Annotated in this window: 15 protein-coding genes; 3 read left to right on the forward strand and 12 right to left on the reverse strand. The window is 50.8% G+C overall.

What is annotated here, in order from left to right; translation table 11 throughout:
* The first annotated feature begins 129 nt into the window (after nucleotides 1-129).
* Entirely contained in the window at nucleotides 130-282 is a 153-nt protein-coding gene (locus ACVB80_RS03150; protein ID WP_481079801.1) for a hypothetical protein, read from the forward strand.
* A 60-nt stretch (nucleotides 283-342) separates the two neighbouring features.
* Here the strand turns inward: ACVB80_RS03150 and ACVB80_RS03155 are convergent, their stop codons facing one another.
* The 9 genes from ACVB80_RS03155 to ACVB80_RS03195 all read right to left on the reverse strand — a co-directional run bounded on the left by ACVB80_RS03155 (nucleotide 343) and on the right by ACVB80_RS03195 (nucleotide 10,410).
* Nucleotides 343-3,003, reverse strand: a complete 2,661-nt coding sequence (locus tag ACVB80_RS03155; RefSeq protein WP_481079802.1) for a hypothetical protein — start codon at nucleotides 3,001-3,003, stop codon at nucleotides 343-345.
* 257 nt (nucleotides 3,004-3,260) lie between these two features.
* A complete protein-coding gene (locus ACVB80_RS03160) occupies nucleotides 3,261-4,430 on the reverse strand; it encodes a tetratricopeptide repeat protein (RefSeq protein WP_481079803.1) in 1,170 nt (389 codons plus the stop codon).
* Nucleotides 4,427-5,041 (reverse strand): energy transducer TonB, encoded by a 615-nt coding sequence (locus tag ACVB80_RS03165; protein WP_481079804.1) that lies wholly within the window; start codon nucleotides 5,039-5,041, stop codon nucleotides 4,427-4,429. Before ACVB80_RS03165 ends, ACVB80_RS03160 begins: the two co-directional genes overlap by 4 nt.
* The gene (locus tag ACVB80_RS03170; RefSeq protein ID WP_481079805.1) at nucleotides 5,042-5,446 is read right to left on the reverse strand and encodes an ExbD/TolR family protein; all 405 of its coding nucleotides are present in this window, start codon (nucleotides 5,444-5,446) and stop codon (nucleotides 5,042-5,044) included. It lies immediately after the preceding gene.
* Nucleotides 5,443-5,991 (reverse strand): MotA/TolQ/ExbB proton channel family protein, encoded by a 549-nt coding sequence (locus tag ACVB80_RS03175; RefSeq protein ID WP_481079806.1) that lies wholly within the window; start codon nucleotides 5,989-5,991, stop codon nucleotides 5,443-5,445. Before ACVB80_RS03175 ends, ACVB80_RS03170 begins: the two co-directional genes overlap by 4 nt.
* On the reverse strand, nucleotides 5,991-7,340 hold the full coding sequence (locus ACVB80_RS03180; RefSeq protein ID WP_481079807.1) for a MotA/TolQ/ExbB proton channel family protein: 1,350 nt from the start codon (nucleotides 7,338-7,340) through the stop codon (nucleotides 5,991-5,993). Before ACVB80_RS03180 ends, ACVB80_RS03175 begins: the two co-directional genes overlap by 1 nt.
* A complete protein-coding gene (locus tag ACVB80_RS03185) occupies nucleotides 7,337-8,107 on the reverse strand; it encodes a DUF3450 domain-containing protein (RefSeq protein ID WP_481079808.1) in 771 nt (256 codons plus the stop codon). The genes ACVB80_RS03180 and ACVB80_RS03185 overlap by 4 nt, the downstream gene beginning before the upstream one ends.
* A gap of 100 nt (nucleotides 8,108-8,207) precedes the next feature.
* Nucleotides 8,208-9,383 carry a GGDEF domain-containing protein gene (locus tag ACVB80_RS03190; RefSeq protein ID WP_481079809.1) on the reverse strand — a complete coding sequence of 392 codons (1,176 nt, stop codon included), beginning with the start codon at nucleotides 9,381-9,383 and terminating at the stop codon, nucleotides 8,208-8,210.
* Nucleotides 9,364-10,410, reverse strand: coding sequence for an alcohol dehydrogenase catalytic domain-containing protein (locus ACVB80_RS03195; protein WP_481079810.1), 1,047 nt, complete (start codon nucleotides 10,408-10,410; stop codon nucleotides 9,364-9,366). Before ACVB80_RS03195 ends, ACVB80_RS03190 begins: the two co-directional genes overlap by 20 nt.
* 358 nt (nucleotides 10,411-10,768) lie before the next feature.
* Between ACVB80_RS03195 and ACVB80_RS03200 the strand changes: the two genes are divergently transcribed.
* Both ACVB80_RS03200 and ACVB80_RS03205 read left to right on the forward strand, forming a co-directional pair.
* Complete coding sequence (locus tag ACVB80_RS03200; RefSeq protein WP_481079811.1) at nucleotides 10,769-11,260, forward strand: hypothetical protein; 492 nt, start codon at nucleotides 10,769-10,771, stop codon at nucleotides 11,258-11,260.
* A 335-nt stretch (nucleotides 11,261-11,595) separates the two neighbouring features.
* The gene (locus tag ACVB80_RS03205) at nucleotides 11,596-13,098 is read left to right on the forward strand and encodes a winged helix-turn-helix domain-containing protein (protein ID WP_481079812.1); all 1,503 of its coding nucleotides are present in this window, start codon (nucleotides 11,596-11,598) and stop codon (nucleotides 13,096-13,098) included.
* A gap of 183 nt (nucleotides 13,099-13,281) precedes the next feature.
* Here the strand turns inward: ACVB80_RS03205 and aroQ are convergent, their stop codons facing one another.
* The 3 genes from aroQ to ACVB80_RS03220 form a co-directional block, all read right to left on the reverse strand.
* Nucleotides 13,282-13,827, reverse strand: a complete 546-nt coding sequence (gene aroQ / locus ACVB80_RS03210) for a gamma subclass chorismate mutase AroQ (protein WP_481079813.1) — start codon at nucleotides 13,825-13,827, stop codon at nucleotides 13,282-13,284.
* Nucleotides 13,828-13,873: 46 nt separating this feature from the next.
* Nucleotides 13,874-14,311: a bactofilin family protein gene (locus ACVB80_RS03215; protein ID WP_481079814.1), complete on the reverse strand. Its 438-nt coding sequence runs from the start codon at nucleotides 14,309-14,311 to the stop codon at nucleotides 13,874-13,876.
* Nucleotides 14,312-14,595: 284 nt separating this feature from the next.
* The gene (locus ACVB80_RS03220; RefSeq protein ID WP_481079913.1) at nucleotides 14,596-18,993 is read right to left on the reverse strand and encodes an SslE/AcfD family lipoprotein zinc metalloprotease; all 4,398 of its coding nucleotides are present in this window, start codon (nucleotides 18,991-18,993) and stop codon (nucleotides 14,596-14,598) included.
* Between the last annotated feature and the right edge of the window lie 49 nt (nucleotides 18,994-19,042).

Consider the following 19,042-nt stretch of genomic DNA (forward strand, 5'->3'; position numbering starts at 1 on the left):
TTATAAGAATAATTTCTCACGAAAAAACTTTTTGTCTCCACGACAAAAAACCTGATTAGGTCAGCAAAGGCATCGCTGATTTAATAACGCGGTTGTTATATGCCACTCGTTAACTATTAAGGTATTGGAATGTTCGCAATTGATGATCTGGTCGTGGCGACCAAAGGTGTGGATTTTGGTCAGATGGTGGTTACCGGTCTGAGCAGCGGCGGCTTCTACGTGCACGTAAAAGCAGGTGAAGTCACCCTGACTTACCCGGCGCGCGATCTGAAGAAAGCGTAAGGACAGCGCATAAAAAAGGCAGGCCATCTTTAAGCCTGCCTTTTTACTGTCCGCTGTCGTTTAGTTCGACATGCCGGTCATGGTAAATGCACCAGAGAAGATGCTGCCATGGGTATCTGAATTACCCAGACCTGTACTGTTAAACTCAGCATTCTGGATAAAGCCTTTCAGGGCAAAAGACTGCTCGTGATAGTTATAGTTGGTCATCACCAGGGTCTCTTTGGCGTTCAGCACCTGAGCCGCATTGGGCAGACTGATCTGATCGATCACGATATTACCTTCTGAGAAACCCCAGCGTCCGATATACACCGTCTCACCATTTGAACTCAGGCGTACCGACTGACTGCCATCTGATGTGGTATAGAAAACATATTTCTCATGATCATTTTCCAGCATAAATGAGCGTGATGCACGGTTCCAGAGCTGATTATTGATCTGGTCTTCCAGCTTACCGAGATCTTTAACCTTGCAGCCCTCTGTTACCTCATTAAACTGAGCCTGGGTTGACAGGGAAGTTGGCGTGTCTGTCGATTCATTCCAGCTGTCATCACCCGCAGTGCATGACTGAACCTCGTCATAACGCATTGAGTAATAGATCTGAGGCATTTTGCCTTTGTAGTCTTCGGCAATATCTGTACTGAAGCTGTAAATCGTATTATCAACCAGGTTCTCTTCAAACATGCCACTCAGATCGTTGAAAACAATACGGGCACCATTTTCCTGATCGAACACACACTCATTTGAAATCTTGGTTGCGCCATTACTGCTGTTACTCAGATAGAAGTTCGAGAAACGCGGCAGAATGTCACGACAGGCATAGTCCGGACCAAAACCGATTGAGGCAATTGGTTTGTTGTTCAGCTTCGAGTGACCATTAAGGGTAATAGTGACCCCGGTATCCTGATACCCCTGCTCGGTATAGAACAGGTAGCGGTAGGTCATTGTCGAATTGAAATTAGTCGAACTGGCGGTGCTGAGCAGCGATTCCGCTACCGACTTATCACTATAAAACGTAAGCAGCCACTCCTCTGGTGTGTACTGATTTGCACGAACCAGTACCATTCCAGCTTTATCGGCATTCGCTGCAATTTCCAGGTTATCAGTACTTGTCTGACCGTTTTCCGTCACTGTTGCAGTAAGCGCGCTGCCATTTACTTTATAAGTACCGCGCTCGATGGTTGGTTCAGGACAGGTTGTTCCTGTGCCTTCCCCGAAGTATACCGCGCCACTTTGCATCTTAACTGACTTACAGCTCAGCTTCGGATGCTCACCGACGTGTTCATTCTCAATAAAGTACAGAACTTTGTCTTCCAGTGGGTGCGTATCGCCCGGACCAGAAGGTACGTCTTTGACCTTAACGGCAAAGTCTGCCCTGGCTGCCTCTGCGTTGACCGCATCCTTAGCGGTAATCGTCAGGGTGAACTCACCGTCAAACTCCGGCATACCGGAGAACTCGAGTTGCTGATCTTTGATCACCAGACTAAAGCCCTGCAGGTCAGTGGAAGCAGCCAGTGTCAGCGAAGCCGGATCTTCATCATCAAACAGCCCGCTGAGGTCAAATACCTGCTTATCAACAGCAGTGCCTTCGGTAATTTCCAGCTGGCTGATTACTGCCTGTAACTGCGATTTTGCTTTCGCATTTACAGTCGGCGCTGCATCTGGCGAAGTAACAGAGACCTGAAACTCTGCCGGATAGGAATCGGCGCCATGGCTGTCGGTCGCAAAAATGTAGAAAACAAAGGTGCCGGCCCGGTCCAGCTTAACTCCCTGGAGCACACCCTGAGGGGTGATCGACACACCAGACTGATGATCCGAATCACTCTCAACACTCAGGGTATAAGTATCGCCACTGTCTTTATCAGACACTGAGAAACCGAACCGTGCGGCCAGGTCTACTTCCAGCAGATTGCCTTCAGACAACATCGTCTCAATCCCAACATTGTTATTGAGTTTGATCACCGGGCGGTGATTTACCTGAATGTCCGGCACAACCCCGTCTTCACCGATATCACCAATGACCGGACTGAAGTCTTCCAGATCCTGCTCTGAGACTTTATCTTTAACCTTACTGACCACCTGCTTAACAATATTCTGCTTAGCGTCCGGAGTGATATTCGCTTTGCCTTCACTGTCGACCAGCACCTCTCCGATAATCTCCAGCTGCTTGCTCTGAAGCTTACTTTCAGGGGTTCCCTCATCCAGCAGGTAGTCACCAAATATATCGTCTTCACTGACTTCCAGGCCGCTGTCTGTGATTTCCTTCAGCACTTCCGCTTTAGCCAGTTTTACAGCCTCTGCATCAAACTTGCTGCTTTGCTCCAGCTTCTCCATAACCAGGTCAGTCAGCGGGTTAACCACGTCAGAGCCTGCCGGCGCTTTCAGTTCGTAGGCTTTCTTCACCAGACCCCGGGTCTGATCCACCGTCACATTGGCAACGGTGTTAATACAGATCACCGAATCTTTATGTGCCACCGGAACCTGATATTTACCCTGTTCACTGGTTTCACCCAGAAACTTATCACACGCACCATCACCATCGGTATCGACCGAAACCCTGGCCTTATGAAGGTAACCATCCAGTGCGGTCACTGCGAAACTGGTCGGTTGTGGGTTGGCTGAAGGCGACTCATCTGAACCTCCGCCTCCACATCCTGTGATTAAAAGAGAGCCTATCGCAGAAGCGAGTAATGTCTTATTGGCTGAGAACCAGCGAGCTGTCATCGTATCTGTCCTTAATGCTTATAACGTACTGTATTTAAAAGATGCAATTTATTGACTATGCAAGTGCATGTTATTCATAAGTACAGGCAATAACCATCAGGGTTTTATATAAGTATGAGCTCAATCAATAAATTTATAGAATAATTAGTAAGCCATTCTGATCGGGATCAGTTCACGTACTATTTCCTGCAGACATAAAAAACGGAGGTGACTTTCCTGTCACCTCCGTCTGAACAGCGAGCTTCAGTTTCGGCGCCTTACTTCACCAGCCCTTTCAGGTAGTTAATCCAGGCCAGGACGTTGTCCGACGGCTGCTGCTGATAGGCCTGCTGTGCATGCTTCAGCGCGGCCTGTGGCTGACCCAGCTTATGATACGCCAGAGTCATAGCCAGTTGCTGGTCCGCAGTGGGATTTGGGATTACTTTCAGTTCGCTCAGGGCCTGCGCAGGCTCCCCTTCCTGAAGCAGCAGTTGTGCCAGTGGCCAGCGATGAGCCGGATCCAGCTTTGCCGCTTTTTGCCAGGTGGTGATGGCCTGTTGCCACTCTTTGGCCATCTGCCAGTAACGGGCCTGCTCAGCAAGAAGCTGTGCTGTTTTATCCTCAGTCAAACCACCGCCACTCAGCACCTTTTCCATCTGACGGGCGGCGCGTTCCGGCATCCCCTGGCTGGCATAAAGCTGCGCCAGGGTGCGCTGATTGTCACGGGTCAGTGCCACACCCTGACGCTGCGCCAGTGCAAGAACCGTAAGCGCTTTTTGCGGCTTACCGAGCTGCATACAGAGCCCGGCCTGCTGCTGCCACCAGGCGAGCTTATCCGGTTCGATCAGGAGCAGCTGGTCCAGGGTTTTGACAGCGTTACTGAGCTTTTTCTGTTCCAGTTGAGCGGCGAGTTTCAGAGACAGGACCTGACTGGTCCAGGCCGCACCGCTGTGGTGAAAATCATCGGCAGCTTTGACGACCTCAGGCCACTGCTTAAGCTGGAAATGCGCCTGGGTGATGCGCAGCCAGAGTTCACTTTTCTGCTCCGCCTCCGGGGCACTTTTCAGCAATGCGTAGTAGTGGTTAAGCGCTGGCTGATACTGGTGATCATTGAGGTAAAGGTCGGCCAGCATCCGCTCTGTCTGCCAGGCGTACTGGTCTGTCAGCACGCCTGCGCTGACCGCTCTGTCAAGTTGAGTAAGTGCACGCTTACTGTCGCCAGCCTGGCAGTAATAAACGCCCAGCATACGGGCGACAAAAGCCTGATCATAGCTGCGGCCCGGCTCCAGTTTTTCCAGCAGCGTAATGGCCTGAGCCAGTTTATCCTGCTGTTCAAGCTGCTGGGCGTGCTGCACCTTACCGGCCACATACTGGCTGAGCTCTGCCGCGCTGACCGTCAGCGGACTCAGGGCAAATGCGAGAATCAAAAGAGATCTGAGCGGCTTCATTTGTCTATCTTAAACTCCAGTTTGAGCGTCTGGCCCGGCTGGGGTACGGCCCTGCCGTCGACCACTTTGGCCTGGTATTTCCAGCGTGCCAGCGCCTTTTTCGCTTCCCGCTCAAACAGGCGGCGTGGTTTGGCTTCGATCACTTCGATATCGGTCGGGCGTCCCTGAGCATCGATGGTAAAGGAAAGTACCACATACCCCTGGGCACCACGCTTGAGCGCTTTTTGCGGATAACGGGGCTCAACCCGGTAGAGCGGCATCGCCTGCTGGTTACCTGCCAGCTGGCCAAACTCAGGGGCGGCGATCTCAAGGCCACTGATGGCAGTATCCAGGTTCAGTGCCAGCGTCTGCGGCGCAACGGGAGCCTGGCTGGTTTGTGCCTGAACCGGCACAGCCTGCGCAGGTGCCACCGGGCGTTCTGGCTTTGGTGGTGCCTGACGGATCTTACGCGCAGTGGCCGAATCCGGCTCGGTGAGCAGCATATCAAACGCCAGCGGAGGCTGACTTTGCGGCGGTGCCTGAGTATTTCCGCCCACCATCCAGGCCATCAGGCTGAACAGGCTGAAAACCGTCAGCAACGCCAGCGGCACGGCAAGCAGCAGGCGGGCCATTTACGGTGCCTCCGTTGCCAGCGAAATCTTCACAATTCCCGCCTCTTTAGCGCCGTCCATCACCTGAACCACGGTACCGTTGTAAGCGTGCTTATCTGCCTGGATCACCAGCGCAGCATCAGGCTTGTCCAGCGTCAGGTGCTCAAGGGTCGCAGCGACGCGCTCGATATCGACCCGGCGCTTATCGATAAACACTTCGTTAGCAGCGGTAACGGCAACAAAGATGCTGGCGTCTTTCTGGCTGGTCGCGTGGGCAGCCTGAGGACGGTTCACTTCCACCCCGGACTCGCGCACAAACGAGCTGGTGACGATAAAAAAGATCAGCATGATAAATACGATATCCAGCATAGACGTCAGGTCTACCTGGGCTTCATCACGCTGCGCAGAGCGTCGGCCTAATCTCACTGTCGGCTCCTTAATTGCTTTTCAAGCTGGTGCTGCCGGCTACGGCAGGCTTTTACCAGACGTGCGTGGGCAAACATACCCGCCAGAGCGGCGACCATACCTGCCAGTGTGGGAATGGTGGCAAGGGAAATACCCGCCGCCATCAGTTTGGGTTCGCTGCTGCCCTGAGTCGCCATTACATCAAACACAGAGATCATCCCGGTAACGGTACCAAGCAAACCCAGCATAGGGCAGATGGCAACCAGGGCTTTGATAAGGCTCAGCCCCTGATTTAGCCTGAGTTCTGCACTCGCCAGCCAGCCATCACGTATTGCACGGGCGCACCAGCTGGCGTGATCAGCCCTGGCCTGCCAGCTTTCAATCCAGCGCCGCTGCAGCCCCGGAAAGCTGTAGCCAAGAAACAGCAGCCGCTCGAAGATAAGCACCCAGCACAGCGCAACGACACCGGCCAGCCACCACAATACGGTGCCGCCACGGGCCATAAACTGTTCCAGTGCCTGCCACCAGATACTGATTTCAGCCAGCGGTGCCAGTGAGACCTCCATCAGGCTACCCGCTCCTGTTTCACCGGAAACGACTCAGACTCAGGTTCTGAGTCCAGTCTGGCGGCAACCAGAGCAATGCCCTGCTTTTCCAGGATCAGGCGGATAGCTTCAGCCTGACTTGAAAGCAGGTTATGACCGATCAGCAGTGGCATCGCGGCGACAAGACCGAGTACCGTGGTCACCAGCGCCATAGAGATGCCGCCAGCCATGATTTTTGGGTCACCGTTGCCAAACTGGGTAATGGTCTGGAAGGTTTCAATCATCCCAGTTACCGTACCGAGCAGGCCGAGCATAGGCGCCAGTGCGGCCATCAGCTTGAGCATGGAGAGGCCTTTTTCCAGCCCCTGCTGCTCATCGACAATCGACTCAAGCAGGCGCATCTCCAGCGCTTCTGCGCTCTGACTGCGCACTTTCTCTGCCGCGGCCATCACCCGTCCCAGAGGATTATTCTCCAGCACAGATTCGGATTTGATCTGGGCAAAGACCTGAGCCCGGGTGCGCAGCAGCGAAGCGCCGCGAACCAGCACGATAAGCAGGCCACCCGCCAAGAGTGCCAGGATGATTTTTCCGACTACGCCGCCCTGTGCGATACGTTCTTTAAGGTCCGGTGTCAGCGCCAGCTGGCTAATCAGCTGACCACGGGAAGGGTCGAGTGCGACCTGGCCTGAGCCTGAAACCAGAGCGGATATCGTTGGTGCATTAAGAGGCTGAACCAGATACGGACGTGCCAGCTCAGAGGCCGGGTTCCACTCCAGATAGCCCTGGTCACCAATCAGGCCAAATCCGCCAAGACGCACGCCACTCATGGTTTGGCGAACACCATCGCCGCCGACATAAGGCACATCGACCGCCGCGATTTCCGCGCTGGCATCAATCTGCTCCTGCAGCGCCAGCCACATCTGCTGAAGCTGGCTCAGTGATGGCAGGGTTTTGGCTTTAGCGATCTCACTAACCACTTCGCGGTGCTGCTGACGGTCAATCCGGGTGACCGAATCATCGAGCTCCAGTTTGAGTTCTTTGGCTCCCTGGCGCACCACGCCAAACAGCTCGCCGAGGCTGCCGGTCTCAAGACGCAGCTTCTCTTCCAGCCCCGCCAGCTTGTGTTCATTCTCTGAAAAAGTGGTGCTCAGCGCATTGGTTTCGGCTTCCAGCGCGGCGCGGCGGGTTTTCAGCTCCGCCAGTTTGTTCGCGGCCTGCGCCTCTGTCAGTGCAAAAGCGCTTTCACGGTTCTGGTTGTGGCTGGCTTCCTGGGCCGCTGCCTGTTTGGTTTCAGCCAGCAGTTCACTGTTTGCCTGACTGAATGGTGCAGCAGCTACAGCAGCAAGGCAGAGAAGATGGGAAAGTCTCATTGTGTCACCTCCGCAGAAACCGACAGCGACAGGGTAAGAATACGCGGCGCCACCTGCTTGTGAGCCAGCGCGTACGCCTGATTAATATCATCGGCCTGCGTGCTTTCCAGCGGCTGCCATTCTCCTGCCTGCTGCTGCCACAGCCAGAAGTGTTGTCCGTCGAGGCTGCGTGCCACCAGTGACAGGCGGCCAAAATTCAGCAGCTCAGCTTCGATCTTCTCACCACCAGCCAGAGTGATCGGCTGCTGATAGGCGGCGAGTTTCGTGCCGTAATCGAGCTCAACCTGATACGCCTCCAGGATCTGGCGGTACTTTTCTGCATCGCTGACATCGGCGCGGCTCATCAGAGCCTCTAACCGGGCCAGCCTTGCCTGGCGCTGAGGCTGTTTCAGGGGAAGGTCCTGATCAATATGGCGTTTTAAACCATCGATCATGTGATACATCAGCGGCACCACGCCCTGGCGGGTCTGTTTGATCTCTCCGATCTGGGTGTTCAGACTCGTCATCTCCTGCTGCTGGCTTGTCACCAGGCCTTTGAGGTGGTCGCGATAGAGCTCAAGGTCGGCGATCTCCTGCTCCAGCTGCGCCATCTCTGCGCGGGCATCGAGCACTTTGTCTGCGCTTTTATCAATGCGCTTCTGACTGGCGACAGCCGCCTGGTTACTGCGCTGCTCTGTCGCTTTGCTCTGGGCTATGGTATTGGCCGCCACCGGACCGCAAACGGCCGCAGCCACGAGTGCCAAACAGGAAAGTATCTGAGTCTTCATTGAGTTGTCTTAATTCTTTTAGGGCAAACCTTACCAAGAGTACATGAGTTCCCCGGTGAACAAAAACAACGCTTCAGGTTTATTTGGACCGGGCCGCTGTTCAGTCATGCTCCACCCGGTTACGCCCGCGGGACTTGGCCCGGTACAGCGCAGTATCAGCACGGCGTACCGCATCAAAAAATCCCGGTATGCCCATGGTGTAAGCCACACCAAAGCTGGCGGTGATGGTGAACTCCGGGCTGAACGGATGCAGTTCAATTTCACTGCGCAGGCTGCCTGACCGCTCGAAAGCACTTTCTTCGGATGTATTCTCAAGGATGATAAGAAACTCCTCCCCGCCCCAGCGACAAACGATGTCACCCTCGCGGCAATGGGTTTTCAGTACCCGGGCAAACTCCTGCAGCACTTCATCGCCCACGTCATGGCCAAAGTTATCGTTAATGCGTTTAAACAGATCAATATCGATCAGGATAACGGAAAACGGGCGCAGTTCGTGTTCCAGCTTTTCAACATAGCGCATCAGATAACGGCGGTTATAAACCATGGTAAGCGGGTCAACCGAAGCACACTGCACCAGGTTATCCAGGCTTTGCTGCAGACTGGACTCCTGCTGATAGTTCTGAATCAGATTTCCGTTTCCGGGTTCTTCAAACAGCATCGCCATGGCTTTGCTCAGGGTGCTTTGCAGGCTGAGCAGGGAAAGATGCTTAATGGTCAGCTTGATATGATTTTTCTGAGTATCGGTGAGAGGCGGGGTTCGTTCAACGATCACCGTAAACTGTTCAGAACGAAACGCATACAACTCGCCGCGGGCGACCTGGAGCGACAGCTCATCCCGCTTTTTGAGCTGCAGACCAACGATCTGCACGGTATGATCGCTCAGGTTGTCCGCCAGCACCTGGGTATCCTCTTTCAGAACTCCAAACTGCTGGGTGTCACCGACGAAACCCGCCAGATTCTGGCACAGGGCCAGCTCAAAACTCTCTTCTGAACCCTTTTCGATGATGGCTTCGAAATCCCGCTTCAGGGTTGAGTATTTGAGGGTCAAATCCGCCACTTTATCAAGAGTGGAGAAACTCCCGTCCAGGGTTTCACGGATGTTCAGCAACTGCTGGGGAGAGAGGGCCGGGCTGAGAGCACAGTAGATCCCGGCCCCTGGCAGGGGCAGAAGTTTTTGATCTGCCGGGAGTTTATCCGGGGTGTCACTCAGTGACACCACCCCGGCTTCACGGATGGCAGACAGAAGCTTATCGCGGTCATTCTGGTCCACCGGCACTGGTTACTATCCTGACAAACGCATCCCGGTCGAGCTCGGCCTGGTAGTAGCCATCCTGGATCAGATCCTCAAACGCCACCCGGGTGATCAGCCGGTCAAACCTGACTGTCATTTCCGGCAGGATCCGCTTCAGTACCTCAACGTCATGCTGGTTATACATAAAAGAAGGCACATGCGACACCTCTGTTGCCAGTGTCTCAATTGGTGTGACTTCCATAGGAAAGAAATAGGTCGCAATCGACATCACGCAGCCGCCGGGGCGAACATAGCCCGGGGCCTGCTCAAACGCCTGACTGTCATGGTAAATATCTTTACCGGCCGCATCCATGACGACATCGAATACCCGTTGCGGAACATCATCATGAACAAGTGCCGGAATACCGCATTCCTGCACGGCCCGAAGACGGTTGGGAAGATAATCACACAGGGTAACGTCACACTGGCCCAGTTGCCGCCAGACCGCTGCGCAGGCAATCCCAATGGCCCCGGCCCCCATGATCAGTACCTTTTTGCCATCAAGGGAGTGCCCATAACGGTGATACGCGTGCACGCCAACCAGAAGAGGTTCGATAAATGTCAGCAGATCGGGCCTGTCCGGACTGACTTCCAGCAGGTTCGATTCATTCACCACCGAATACTCACAAAACCCGCCATGGTTACCCACCAGGCCGTGATAGGTCAACTCCGGGCACTGATTGACCTGACCCGCACGGCAAAACTCACACTCTCCACAATACGTCAGCGGCAATACCGCCACGGTTTTACCCAGCCACTTGGGATCCACGCCTGCGCCCAGCTTCACTACCTCGCCCCCGTACTCCTGACTGGGAATGATCGGCACACCAATACCGGTTTTGGGATGGGGATTATTACTGATGATAAAGGGGCCTTCGATGAACTCGTTGACCTGGGTCTGGCTGAGGCCGGCTTCGGTGACCCGAATCTGAACCTCGTTTTCTCCGGGATCAGGAACAGGGGTTTCTTCCAGGCGGATATCCCGTCTCGCGTAGAACTGTAGTGACTTCATCAGGGGCTCCTGCGCTTGTACCGGGCTTAGTAACAAAACCCTCACTTAAAAAATAGCACAGTAGCCGGTAAACCATTACAGCAGGTAGTGTTATCACCTGATGGAAAGCACGCCCCCACAGCCTGGCATGACCTGAAGGCAGAGAAGACGGGGCTCCCTGGCACCTGTCTCACAGATAAGACAGGCAACCAACAGTGGAGAACGGCCTTATTAAGCCGCTTCCGGGCTTTGCTTCAGATAACCCGGACAACCTATATAAATCAATCACCTAAAGTTTTCTGTACTGAGTGTGTGATCGTATTAGTTCTTATTAATATAAAGAACCATTACTCTGTCGGCCTTTTTACAGGTACAGACAATGCGTAACCCCGCTATCCCCCTGACTAAGACGGTAATTGCTTTTTTACTGCTGAGCATACTGACGGTGGTGGCCTGGCCGCAGTTTTTCTCACCGCAACGAGACAGCCGGATCGCAGTGATGGAAAATCTGAGCAGCGCTATTATCAGCATCAATGAACTGGTTTACGCCAGAGCTTCGCAGGAACACAGGGAAGAACTGTCCCACGCTCGGGTTTTTCTTCACATGAGCGATATGGAAGCGATTTCTGTTCACTACGGCTACCCGGACTGGAGAGAAGATCAGGTCGAACTGTTAATCAGTCTGGATAAAAAAAAGTGGCGCTGGGGCAGGATCCTGACCGGCCAGGGTGACTACGAAATGCGCATCGGTCTGCGTCAGTTCTACCGCTCAGCCTTTCAGATGCTGACCCAGGATGCCAGACACTGCTATATCTCCATCAGTCATGTCGGTAAAGAGGTAGTAACCAGGCTAAGAAAAGATGACTGCTAACCCTTAATATACAGTCACTTAAATATAAATTAAGCTTTTGTGTATCCTTGTTAGATTTTGTTTTTTGTCTGAATCAGGTCCGGGCGCTTAGCATGCAGTGGTGACCCCAAAGCACATCACAGCGCGCCAAAGGGTCTTTTGCTGGTCAGCTGTTTTCATGCCAGCCTGATACTTCTTAAGTACAGCAGTTTATTGATAGGTCCATCAAAAATTTTCGGGTGTCCCCCATCATCTGACAACCAACAGGGCACCCGCTTTTTTGATGAAATTGTACCCACTCCCTGATATTATCCACGCCCTTTATAATTGCTCCCGGACCCATAAAACAACGCCAGATGAACAGGATTCTTAGCCAAGCCAAAGAGAAAAACTGCCTGATAGCTATCGGGCCACTGAAGTACGACCCGGTCACCCAGCACCTGTATGCCGGTGAGAAACAGATCGAGCTGGAGCCACGCAGTGCCGAACTGCTGGATGTACTGCTTGACCACGTCGGTGCACCACTTAGCGCCGATGAAATCATCGAATCTGTCTGGCAAAGCAAGTTTATCTCCCGTAACGTACTGACCAACCGCATCAGTACGCTGCGCGCTGTTTTTAAGCAATACGCACCGGATATGGATGCCAGCCGGGTGCTGATTACCTATCCCAAAAAAGGTTACTTCTTTAACCAGGATAAAGTGCGCCTGCTTGAGCCGCCGGAGCTGCCGGTCACCACAGAAAAGCCTGAACCAAAGACCACAGCCAAAAAACCACTCTGGCTTGCCGCCGTGGCGGGGATGATCGCTCTTGCTGCAATCATCGGCTTCTACTCATTCCATCAGCAGGCAAGGCAAGAGCTGCACCAGAACACTCAGGTCCCGGTAGTTGAACTGCTGCTTAACCGCATCAAGGCTGCCGATCCACATTCCAGGAAGTACCTGCGGTCGATTAAGATGCTGCTGCTCTCAGAACAGGTCAAACACCCTTATACTTCACTGGTAAATCAGGATGCACCGAGCTACTTCCTCGCTCCCATCGATAACAGCCGCTACTGGCCTGGGGCAACCAGTATCCTGAGCAGCGATTACAAACTGGATATGGATCTGAGTTCCAGCCAGACAGACCAGAGCCTGATGGCGGTGGTGAAGCTGAAACACTACAAGAGCGAAAAGCGGGTTTATCAGGCAGAGTATGTGCTCAATCCAAGTTCGCTGGAAGCCGATATCCACGCCCTCAACCAGGACCTGGTCGACTTCTTTAAACTGCCGGAATGCGAAGACCTGAGCAGTAACAGCCTTCGCACCGAAGAGCTGGTCAATATGACTGTCGACCAGGCAATGGATCAGGCCATCATCCGCGGACAGGTTAACGAGGTGGAAGCGGGCTTTATCTCACGCGCTCTGCTTGGTTCTAAAGACATTAACCAGGAGAAACTGAAAGCGTTTCTTACCGTGGTTGAAAACAGTTTCCGCTATCACAGTGAGGAAACGGGGATCTGGCTGGGTCTGCTCTACTACCGGATGGAAGATTTTGATACCGCCCATGAATATCTGGTCAAAACCCACTTTAACAGCCAGGTAGATAACGCTTTCCTTTATCTGGTGCTGTCCGATATTGCGCTGGAACAAAAGCAGGCTGACGATTTCAGAATTAACTACCTGAAGTCGATGGTCGCCCTGACACGCACCATTCCTTCAGAGCAGATCTTTAAACGTCTGTCGCAGTCAGAAAGCCGCGACACCTGTCTCGAACCCTGGGAGCAGATGGTAAAAGACGCGAAGGTTCAGGAACAGCTCAGCCCCTGGCTTAACCGCTTTACCGGTTACTGCCAGCAGGCGGGAGATTATCTGAAGTAACCAGACATTCATCTGCAGGCCGAATACAACTCTGTATTCGGCCATTTCAACCAGAAAATGCGGCCTGTAATGGCCCCCCCCCCCCCCCCGAAACCTCGTTACTGCTCATCCAGAAAAAACCGACTTTCTAAAGTGCAGGAAACAAGTTATCCCCTTGTATCCCCGATACCCTCGTTATCCGGGTTAGTTTGACTTGATACTCATTAGGGCATCAAACAGCAGTTCCTTATCTTCATAGCTTACATGCTTAACTGAAATGGCTTTTTCAAATGCATTAAACTGCTCTTTTGAAAATCGCCCTTCCACCTCGATATACCCGGCTATTTCCTTGTTTATTTCATTACCAAGTTTAATTAACGATGGGCGTACCTCTTTAACCAAATCCCGTGGCTGCCTGCTGGCAGGATTGGATGCCCAATCATTGAAATACCGGTATTGTATATTTTTAGCGATATCAATTTGTGCACGATAAAAAACTTTCGTACTATCCGGATTTAACCCAAACTTAGCTGCCGACTCCACAGCCTTACTAACTACAACCTTTTCTCTGGCAACATCTTCTATTTCAGCCCCATAATTAAACTTGTATAATGCAACATCCTCCATAAAAGAAAGTCGATCGTTTATTTTTAAAAAGATTCTTTCACCCACCCTATTCTTATGATTATCACTTGCGTAAGCCATCGTAGAGCTCATCATTAAAATAAATAAAAACGGTATAACACGCATAAGTACTCCATACTATATAACCCGCTCAATAAATAACATCTTAAACTCACACTGCACTAAGCTTTTTATCGCCAGCACTATCTTTCTTCTTTGTATCTACGACTTTTATCACTTTATCTACAGAATAATCCTTAACTTCCCCTAAAAACTCCCCTCCGGGCTCTATACTTAAATTATTACTCATAATTGTCCCACTAACTTTCCCCGGTTTTAAAATGCTTAAAAACTCCACACAACACTCTCCCTTCACTATCCCACTGGCTAACAACGTACGTGCGCTTATCTCTCCTTTTACCCGTCCTGAAGGACTGACCGTTAAGACTCCGGCTACATTCAGCTTTCCATCAACAACCCCATCAACCTGCATATCACTCTCAACGTCCAACTGACCCTTTATTACACATCCTTCACTAATAATAGAAACTGAACTATTTGTATTTTTTACTTTTCTCAACACTTCTGCCCCTCCATCAAGGTGCTCCATACAACACAGTTAACACCGGAAACTCTTATATCCGTACAAAGGAAGAATGTACTTATAGACTATCCACTCCGGCAAATTTTTCCCCACCCTCATCTGCAACAGGTAGTAATGAGCAACATTAAACCGGCCTTCCATACCTTCACCTCAAAACACCCAAGAAAAATATAAACAAGAAACAACTAAGAGATTCTTAATTATTATCAAACCCGTGAGGAACTATGGTATAAAAAGGCCACTCATACACTTTTAGGGGGGCATATAAGTGGCAAACACCATAACTTACATCACTTTACTGATATATATTCAGACGGAGATTTAGGTGGCTTTTTAATGTCTAAACTAAGCTGCATTGCAGCTAATGCTGCCAGTGCTTTTGTCGAAACACCTCCGCTGTATAATGACTCTCCATTTGGCAGGACTGCCTTAGTTTCCGATGGATTCCACCGTTTAAAATAGTCAGTCAGGTCGTACCCCGAAAGATATGAAAGACAAACTGCCAGCAAATCTCCCTGAGTTAACCCTGTATCACTCTGTGAGCAGTAATTAATGCCCAGATCTCCAACAGAGTCACCACGAGCCTTACGGTGTGCAAGTTTGAACAAGTTCCAGCCCTCATCATCACCAAATACGCCTGGACGCCTGGTTTCAGCACCATACCACTTGCTTATCCTGAAATGTTCTTCAGCCCAGAGCTTAAGCTGCCCAAACATAGCCAGGCGCATTCCAGCCCCTGCTTCACTCCATGCATGGCCATCGTGGCGATCCAGCCAGTACGGCACCTTTTTCACATCCCATTCGATACGCTCCATATAAGGCTTGTTCATTCGTTGTTCCTGCATGTAGAGTGCAAGAATATTGTTAGTCACTTCCGTTGAACCAGCCATTGTAAAAGGCGCAGATGCCAGATTGTGGCCTACTTCATGCCACAGCAACCAATCATCGAGTGGCGTGGTGGGTATCGAGTCAGAAGCAGTATCAAAGCTACTACTTTGCACCGGATAACCTGAGTGGGCAGCCCCAACAGAAATCTGAACATCATTTACAAAGCGGTGACGATGCTCAGCCAGACCGTCATAGGTAAAACGGCGATGAGTACCAATCTCACTGTCTGAGCCCCGTCCATAGAAATCGCTGGCATGATTGGCAAACGCATTCATTTCAGTCGCAAAACGTTTCAGGTCTGTTCCCTGCAGATTTTTTACCGGAGTTGTGTAAACTAAGTGACCTGTATCAACTTCAGCCAATGGGACATCAAGGTTTAAAGGGTTAACCCAATCACCTTGCTTCCACCACGAAGCTCTTAGCACTCCTTCAAACTGAAATGATGCAACATTCTCAGAACTCTCTTCGATTGGCTGAACATAGATAAGACCACCATAAGGAACCTTAAAGGTCAGCTGTGTACCATCATACTGAAATGTTTTCTGCACCCGGGGAGGCCTTTTCAGGTTCATTTCATGCCCGGCTAACCCCGTAAGATCATCGACCAGTGCGACAATGATTGAAGCTTTAACTCCGCCTCTCACAGTAACCGACTCAAGTTGTGGCGCCCACAAACCTGTTGACTGCATATTACCTGCTGTTCCGACAACGGCATGCCCCTTCGTATAGATTTTGACCGAAGCCACAGAGCCACTCTCAGAAGGCCGACCCGGGTAAGCGCTGGTATCCACTTTGATATCCAGGTCCCAGAATGACCGGCCTAACATGATTCGCGTCAAAGGCTTTTCCATCCAGTTCAGAGGATAGGAAGGATTCAACTCTCCGGATGAAGTCAGCATTGCCCATTGCAGCAGCAACGCTCTGGTCTGGGAAGGACAAATGCGACCACCTTGATGATTGTTACCTGTGTAACAGTTAAGCAGCTCAACTGCACGCTTAAAGCCAAGTTCGTCCTGAACGTTCGGCTTGTATTGGAACTGTTCATCATTCCACATCCATACCGATAAATTATCGTATGCAGAGCTTAACTCCGCTTTTGACAGCCGGTGACCGATCACGCCTTTGCTTCGGTAATACAGCTCATGAGATAGCAACTTGTCCAGATTGCCGCCAAGATTAGCCGCTGTAACCATGCTATCTACCACTTCCATACTCATTGGATAGCGAGTGAAATCCGGCCGGTTATAATTACCCCGGCTTGGAATACCGTGCCCGGAACGGACCTCAATACAGTTCACCTCATACTGATACAGATCTTTACACTCAGGAACGCCCTTAAAGTGCTGTTGTATTTCGTTAATAGCCTTACGCTTTTCCAGTTCATCGCTTACAAAATGGAAGGCATAGACGCTCTGCTTTTTACCATTTACTTCCACTTCATAACGAGGAATCTCAAGCTCTGGCATATCAACAGAACCTGGCTCGGGCCAGGATACCGAGCCATCTGAACTAATGCCCATATTGCTTGTATCTGCATATCGCTCATAGACGACCAGATCAAGTTCACCCAGAGCATGTAGATTTGGCTGATTGATTCCTGATGAATCGTGGCACCAGAAACTCTCACCACAATAGGACTGGAGCGTACGGGCCTGGTTCGCCCCTCCAACAGAGACACCAGCAGCATCAGCAAGGCGGGCTATCGGCTCCGGGTTACTCTGTTCCAGCGCATCAAAAAAAATGATATTGCCTCCGGCATCTACATAATTAATAAGCGCTGTAATATCTTCTTTACTTAACTTAGGTTTCGATACATCAGAAATGACAGATTTGGTTTCATAACCATTTACTTTCACATCGTACGACTGAAGTAAAAGCAGTGGCGTAGTATCTGGACGCAACGAGTTAAACTGGCTACTTCCAATCTGTGTCACATCTTCCAGTTGATAAGATGAATCTACAAAGAAATCGTAAATCCTCCCTTCTTTCCGGGCCGTATAAAAGGCATGTCCTTTACTGATATTCGTTGCCACAGAAATCGGTTGTGAACCGTTACTGTATTGCGGAACCAGCCAACCAATCAGGTTACGAAAGAAAGTATGCATGCTGCCACCGTCATTACGGGTATCCTGTTGCTGAGCACTACTGCTATCTTTCCCGTCAGACAAGCGGTACAAACATTTCATTTTTTGTGGATCTATACTGAGCTGTTTGTTCGCCCAATAGTTATCCGGACATGAAAGTATGGATGTATACATGGCGTTTCCCAGAAACACGACTTTTCCCTGTCCTATCATCCCGGCCGCCATGGTTGGCAAACTAAAAGTTGCGTTCTGTTTTGAAATGACCGGGGGACGTTGCATTGTGACCAATGAGCTCTTGTCCAACGTAGCTGCATCAACAAAAAAGGCTTTTTTATCGGTACCATTTCCACGACTCCAAGCTGCTTCTTCGCCAAACTTCAACCAGTAGTTATTATCATTTCTGAGCATCAGTACAGGAAACGCCGCATTGGTTAAGTTAAGGTTTCGCATTGCCCGGGCCCAACCAGAAGCCCCCCATGACTGGTTATCATGAAAGACATGCAGAGTATCGACATCTCGATAGATCCGCCGCAGAGATTCGGTTACATAGCGCCCTTCGGCCGGTACAGCTTTACGCTCAACTGGTGCAGCATACGCAGAAAACCGTACCCTAAGCGGCCGCTTTAGTTCATTATCAATCAACCGGGTTAGCCCCTGACCAAACTGCTCATCAAACTCATTAGGAGTCTGAATTTGACTGCCCTCAATAGGAGAACCATTTGGCAGACGCAGGTTAATCAGCTCATTGACAACATTTGGATATCTGGCAAAGACATCATGTACCCTTTCGCTAACAGTCACCACTTCTCCATCAGAGTCTCCATAACGCTTGAAGAGCGCTTCCAGGTTCTGCTGCACAGTTTTGTTGCTGTTTAAATTGGCCAGCGAATAGGTCACCTTATTCCCTTTGACCTGGCCCAACGTAAACGTATCAATACCAAAAATAAGCTCTTCGCCCCACAGATATTCAAACTCACCACTGCTGTCTGTTACGCCTTTTGCTGACTGACTGAAGTAATTGACTCCAGCCACAGGCTTCCCCTCGGAGGTAGTCAGTTTACCTCGGGTCAGAACCCGGTTTTCTTTGCTGGGGATGTACTCATAAGCAGCTTCGGCATTGGCTGCTACAAAAGAGTCACCAAGATTACTGCTTGCTCCTGAAGTCACCGCAGGTTTTAGCAAAGGATCCGTATGAGTTGTCGGACGTTTGCCTTCCTCCACACTGACTGGCTTTGGATTCAGGAACTGCTCAATAGCACTCTGGTCATCAGAGCCATAATATGGCTGAATATCAACACTGTTTATTTCATCAAGACAGAACTGAGAACTCTGTGTTGGACAACTGTCTATTTTATTAAGCAAATGCATAGCATTATCTGCATGCTTACCCAGTATCATACTAAGATCGAAGTGAATTGCAGATTCTGACTTGGCCTCTGCTGGCGGCTCAAAATCAAATATACCCAGCACCACACCACCGAAATCACATTGCAAGTCGCTAACATCACTTGTAAATGAGAAAGTGCCTCCGGTCCCTATACTCTCCCCGTTACATTGAACGTCTCCGGTAATCTGACGTGTCTGAATAAATAGCTTCCCCTGATAACTAACCACCTCTGGTTCTGGTGTTAGTTTTGGAGGAGTAACTTCCTGAGCCTCCTCCTTACATCCTAATAATACTGTTATGAACAACAAGCTTGCTGAGAGTCTATACATATAATGACCTGAAAAAACGAAGAATACCCGGAAGTAAAAGAAGGGCATA

Source organism: Vibrio sp. 9-16B-A1 (assembly GCF_056726165.1).

Excerpts from the sequence above, each read along its gene's own strand:
- ACVB80_RS03150 (WP_481079801.1), top strand. The coding sequence starts at position 130 with ATGTTCGCAATTGATGATCTGGTCGTGGCGACCAAAGGTGTGGATTTT.
- ACVB80_RS03155 (WP_481079802.1), bottom strand. The coding sequence starts at position 3,003 with ATGACAGCTCGCTGGTTCTCAGCCAATAAGACATTACTCGCTTCTGCG.
- ACVB80_RS03160 (WP_481079803.1), bottom strand. The coding sequence starts at position 4,430 with ATGAAGCCGCTCAGATCTCTTTTGATTCTCGCATTTGCCCTGAGTCCG.
- ACVB80_RS03165 (WP_481079804.1), bottom strand. The coding sequence starts at position 5,041 with ATGGCCCGCCTGCTGCTTGCCGTGCCGCTGGCGTTGCTGACGGTTTTC.
- ACVB80_RS03175 (WP_481079806.1), bottom strand. The coding sequence starts at position 5,991 with ATGGAGGTCTCACTGGCACCGCTGGCTGAAATCAGTATCTGGTGGCAG.
- ACVB80_RS03180 (WP_481079807.1), bottom strand. The coding sequence starts at position 7,340 with ATGAGACTTTCCCATCTTCTCTGCCTTGCTGCTGTAGCTGCTGCACCA.
- ACVB80_RS03185 (WP_481079808.1), bottom strand. The coding sequence starts at position 8,107 with ATGAAGACTCAGATACTTTCCTGTTTGGCACTCGTGGCTGCGGCCGTT.
- ACVB80_RS03195 (WP_481079810.1), bottom strand. The coding sequence starts at position 10,410 with ATGAAGTCACTACAGTTCTACGCGAGACGGGATATCCGCCTGGAAGAA.
- ACVB80_RS03200 (WP_481079811.1), top strand. The coding sequence starts at position 10,769 with ATGCGTAACCCCGCTATCCCCCTGACTAAGACGGTAATTGCTTTTTTA.
- ACVB80_RS03205 (WP_481079812.1), top strand. The coding sequence starts at position 11,596 with ATGAACAGGATTCTTAGCCAAGCCAAAGAGAAAAACTGCCTGATAGCT.
- aroQ (WP_481079813.1), bottom strand. The coding sequence starts at position 13,827 with ATGCGTGTTATACCGTTTTTATTTATTTTAATGATGAGCTCTACGATG.
- ACVB80_RS03215 (WP_481079814.1), bottom strand. The coding sequence starts at position 14,311 with ATGGAGCACCTTGATGGAGGGGCAGAAGTGTTGAGAAAAGTAAAAAAT.
- ACVB80_RS03220 (WP_481079913.1), bottom strand. The coding sequence starts at position 18,993 with ATGTATAGACTCTCAGCAAGCTTGTTGTTCATAACAGTATTATTAGGA.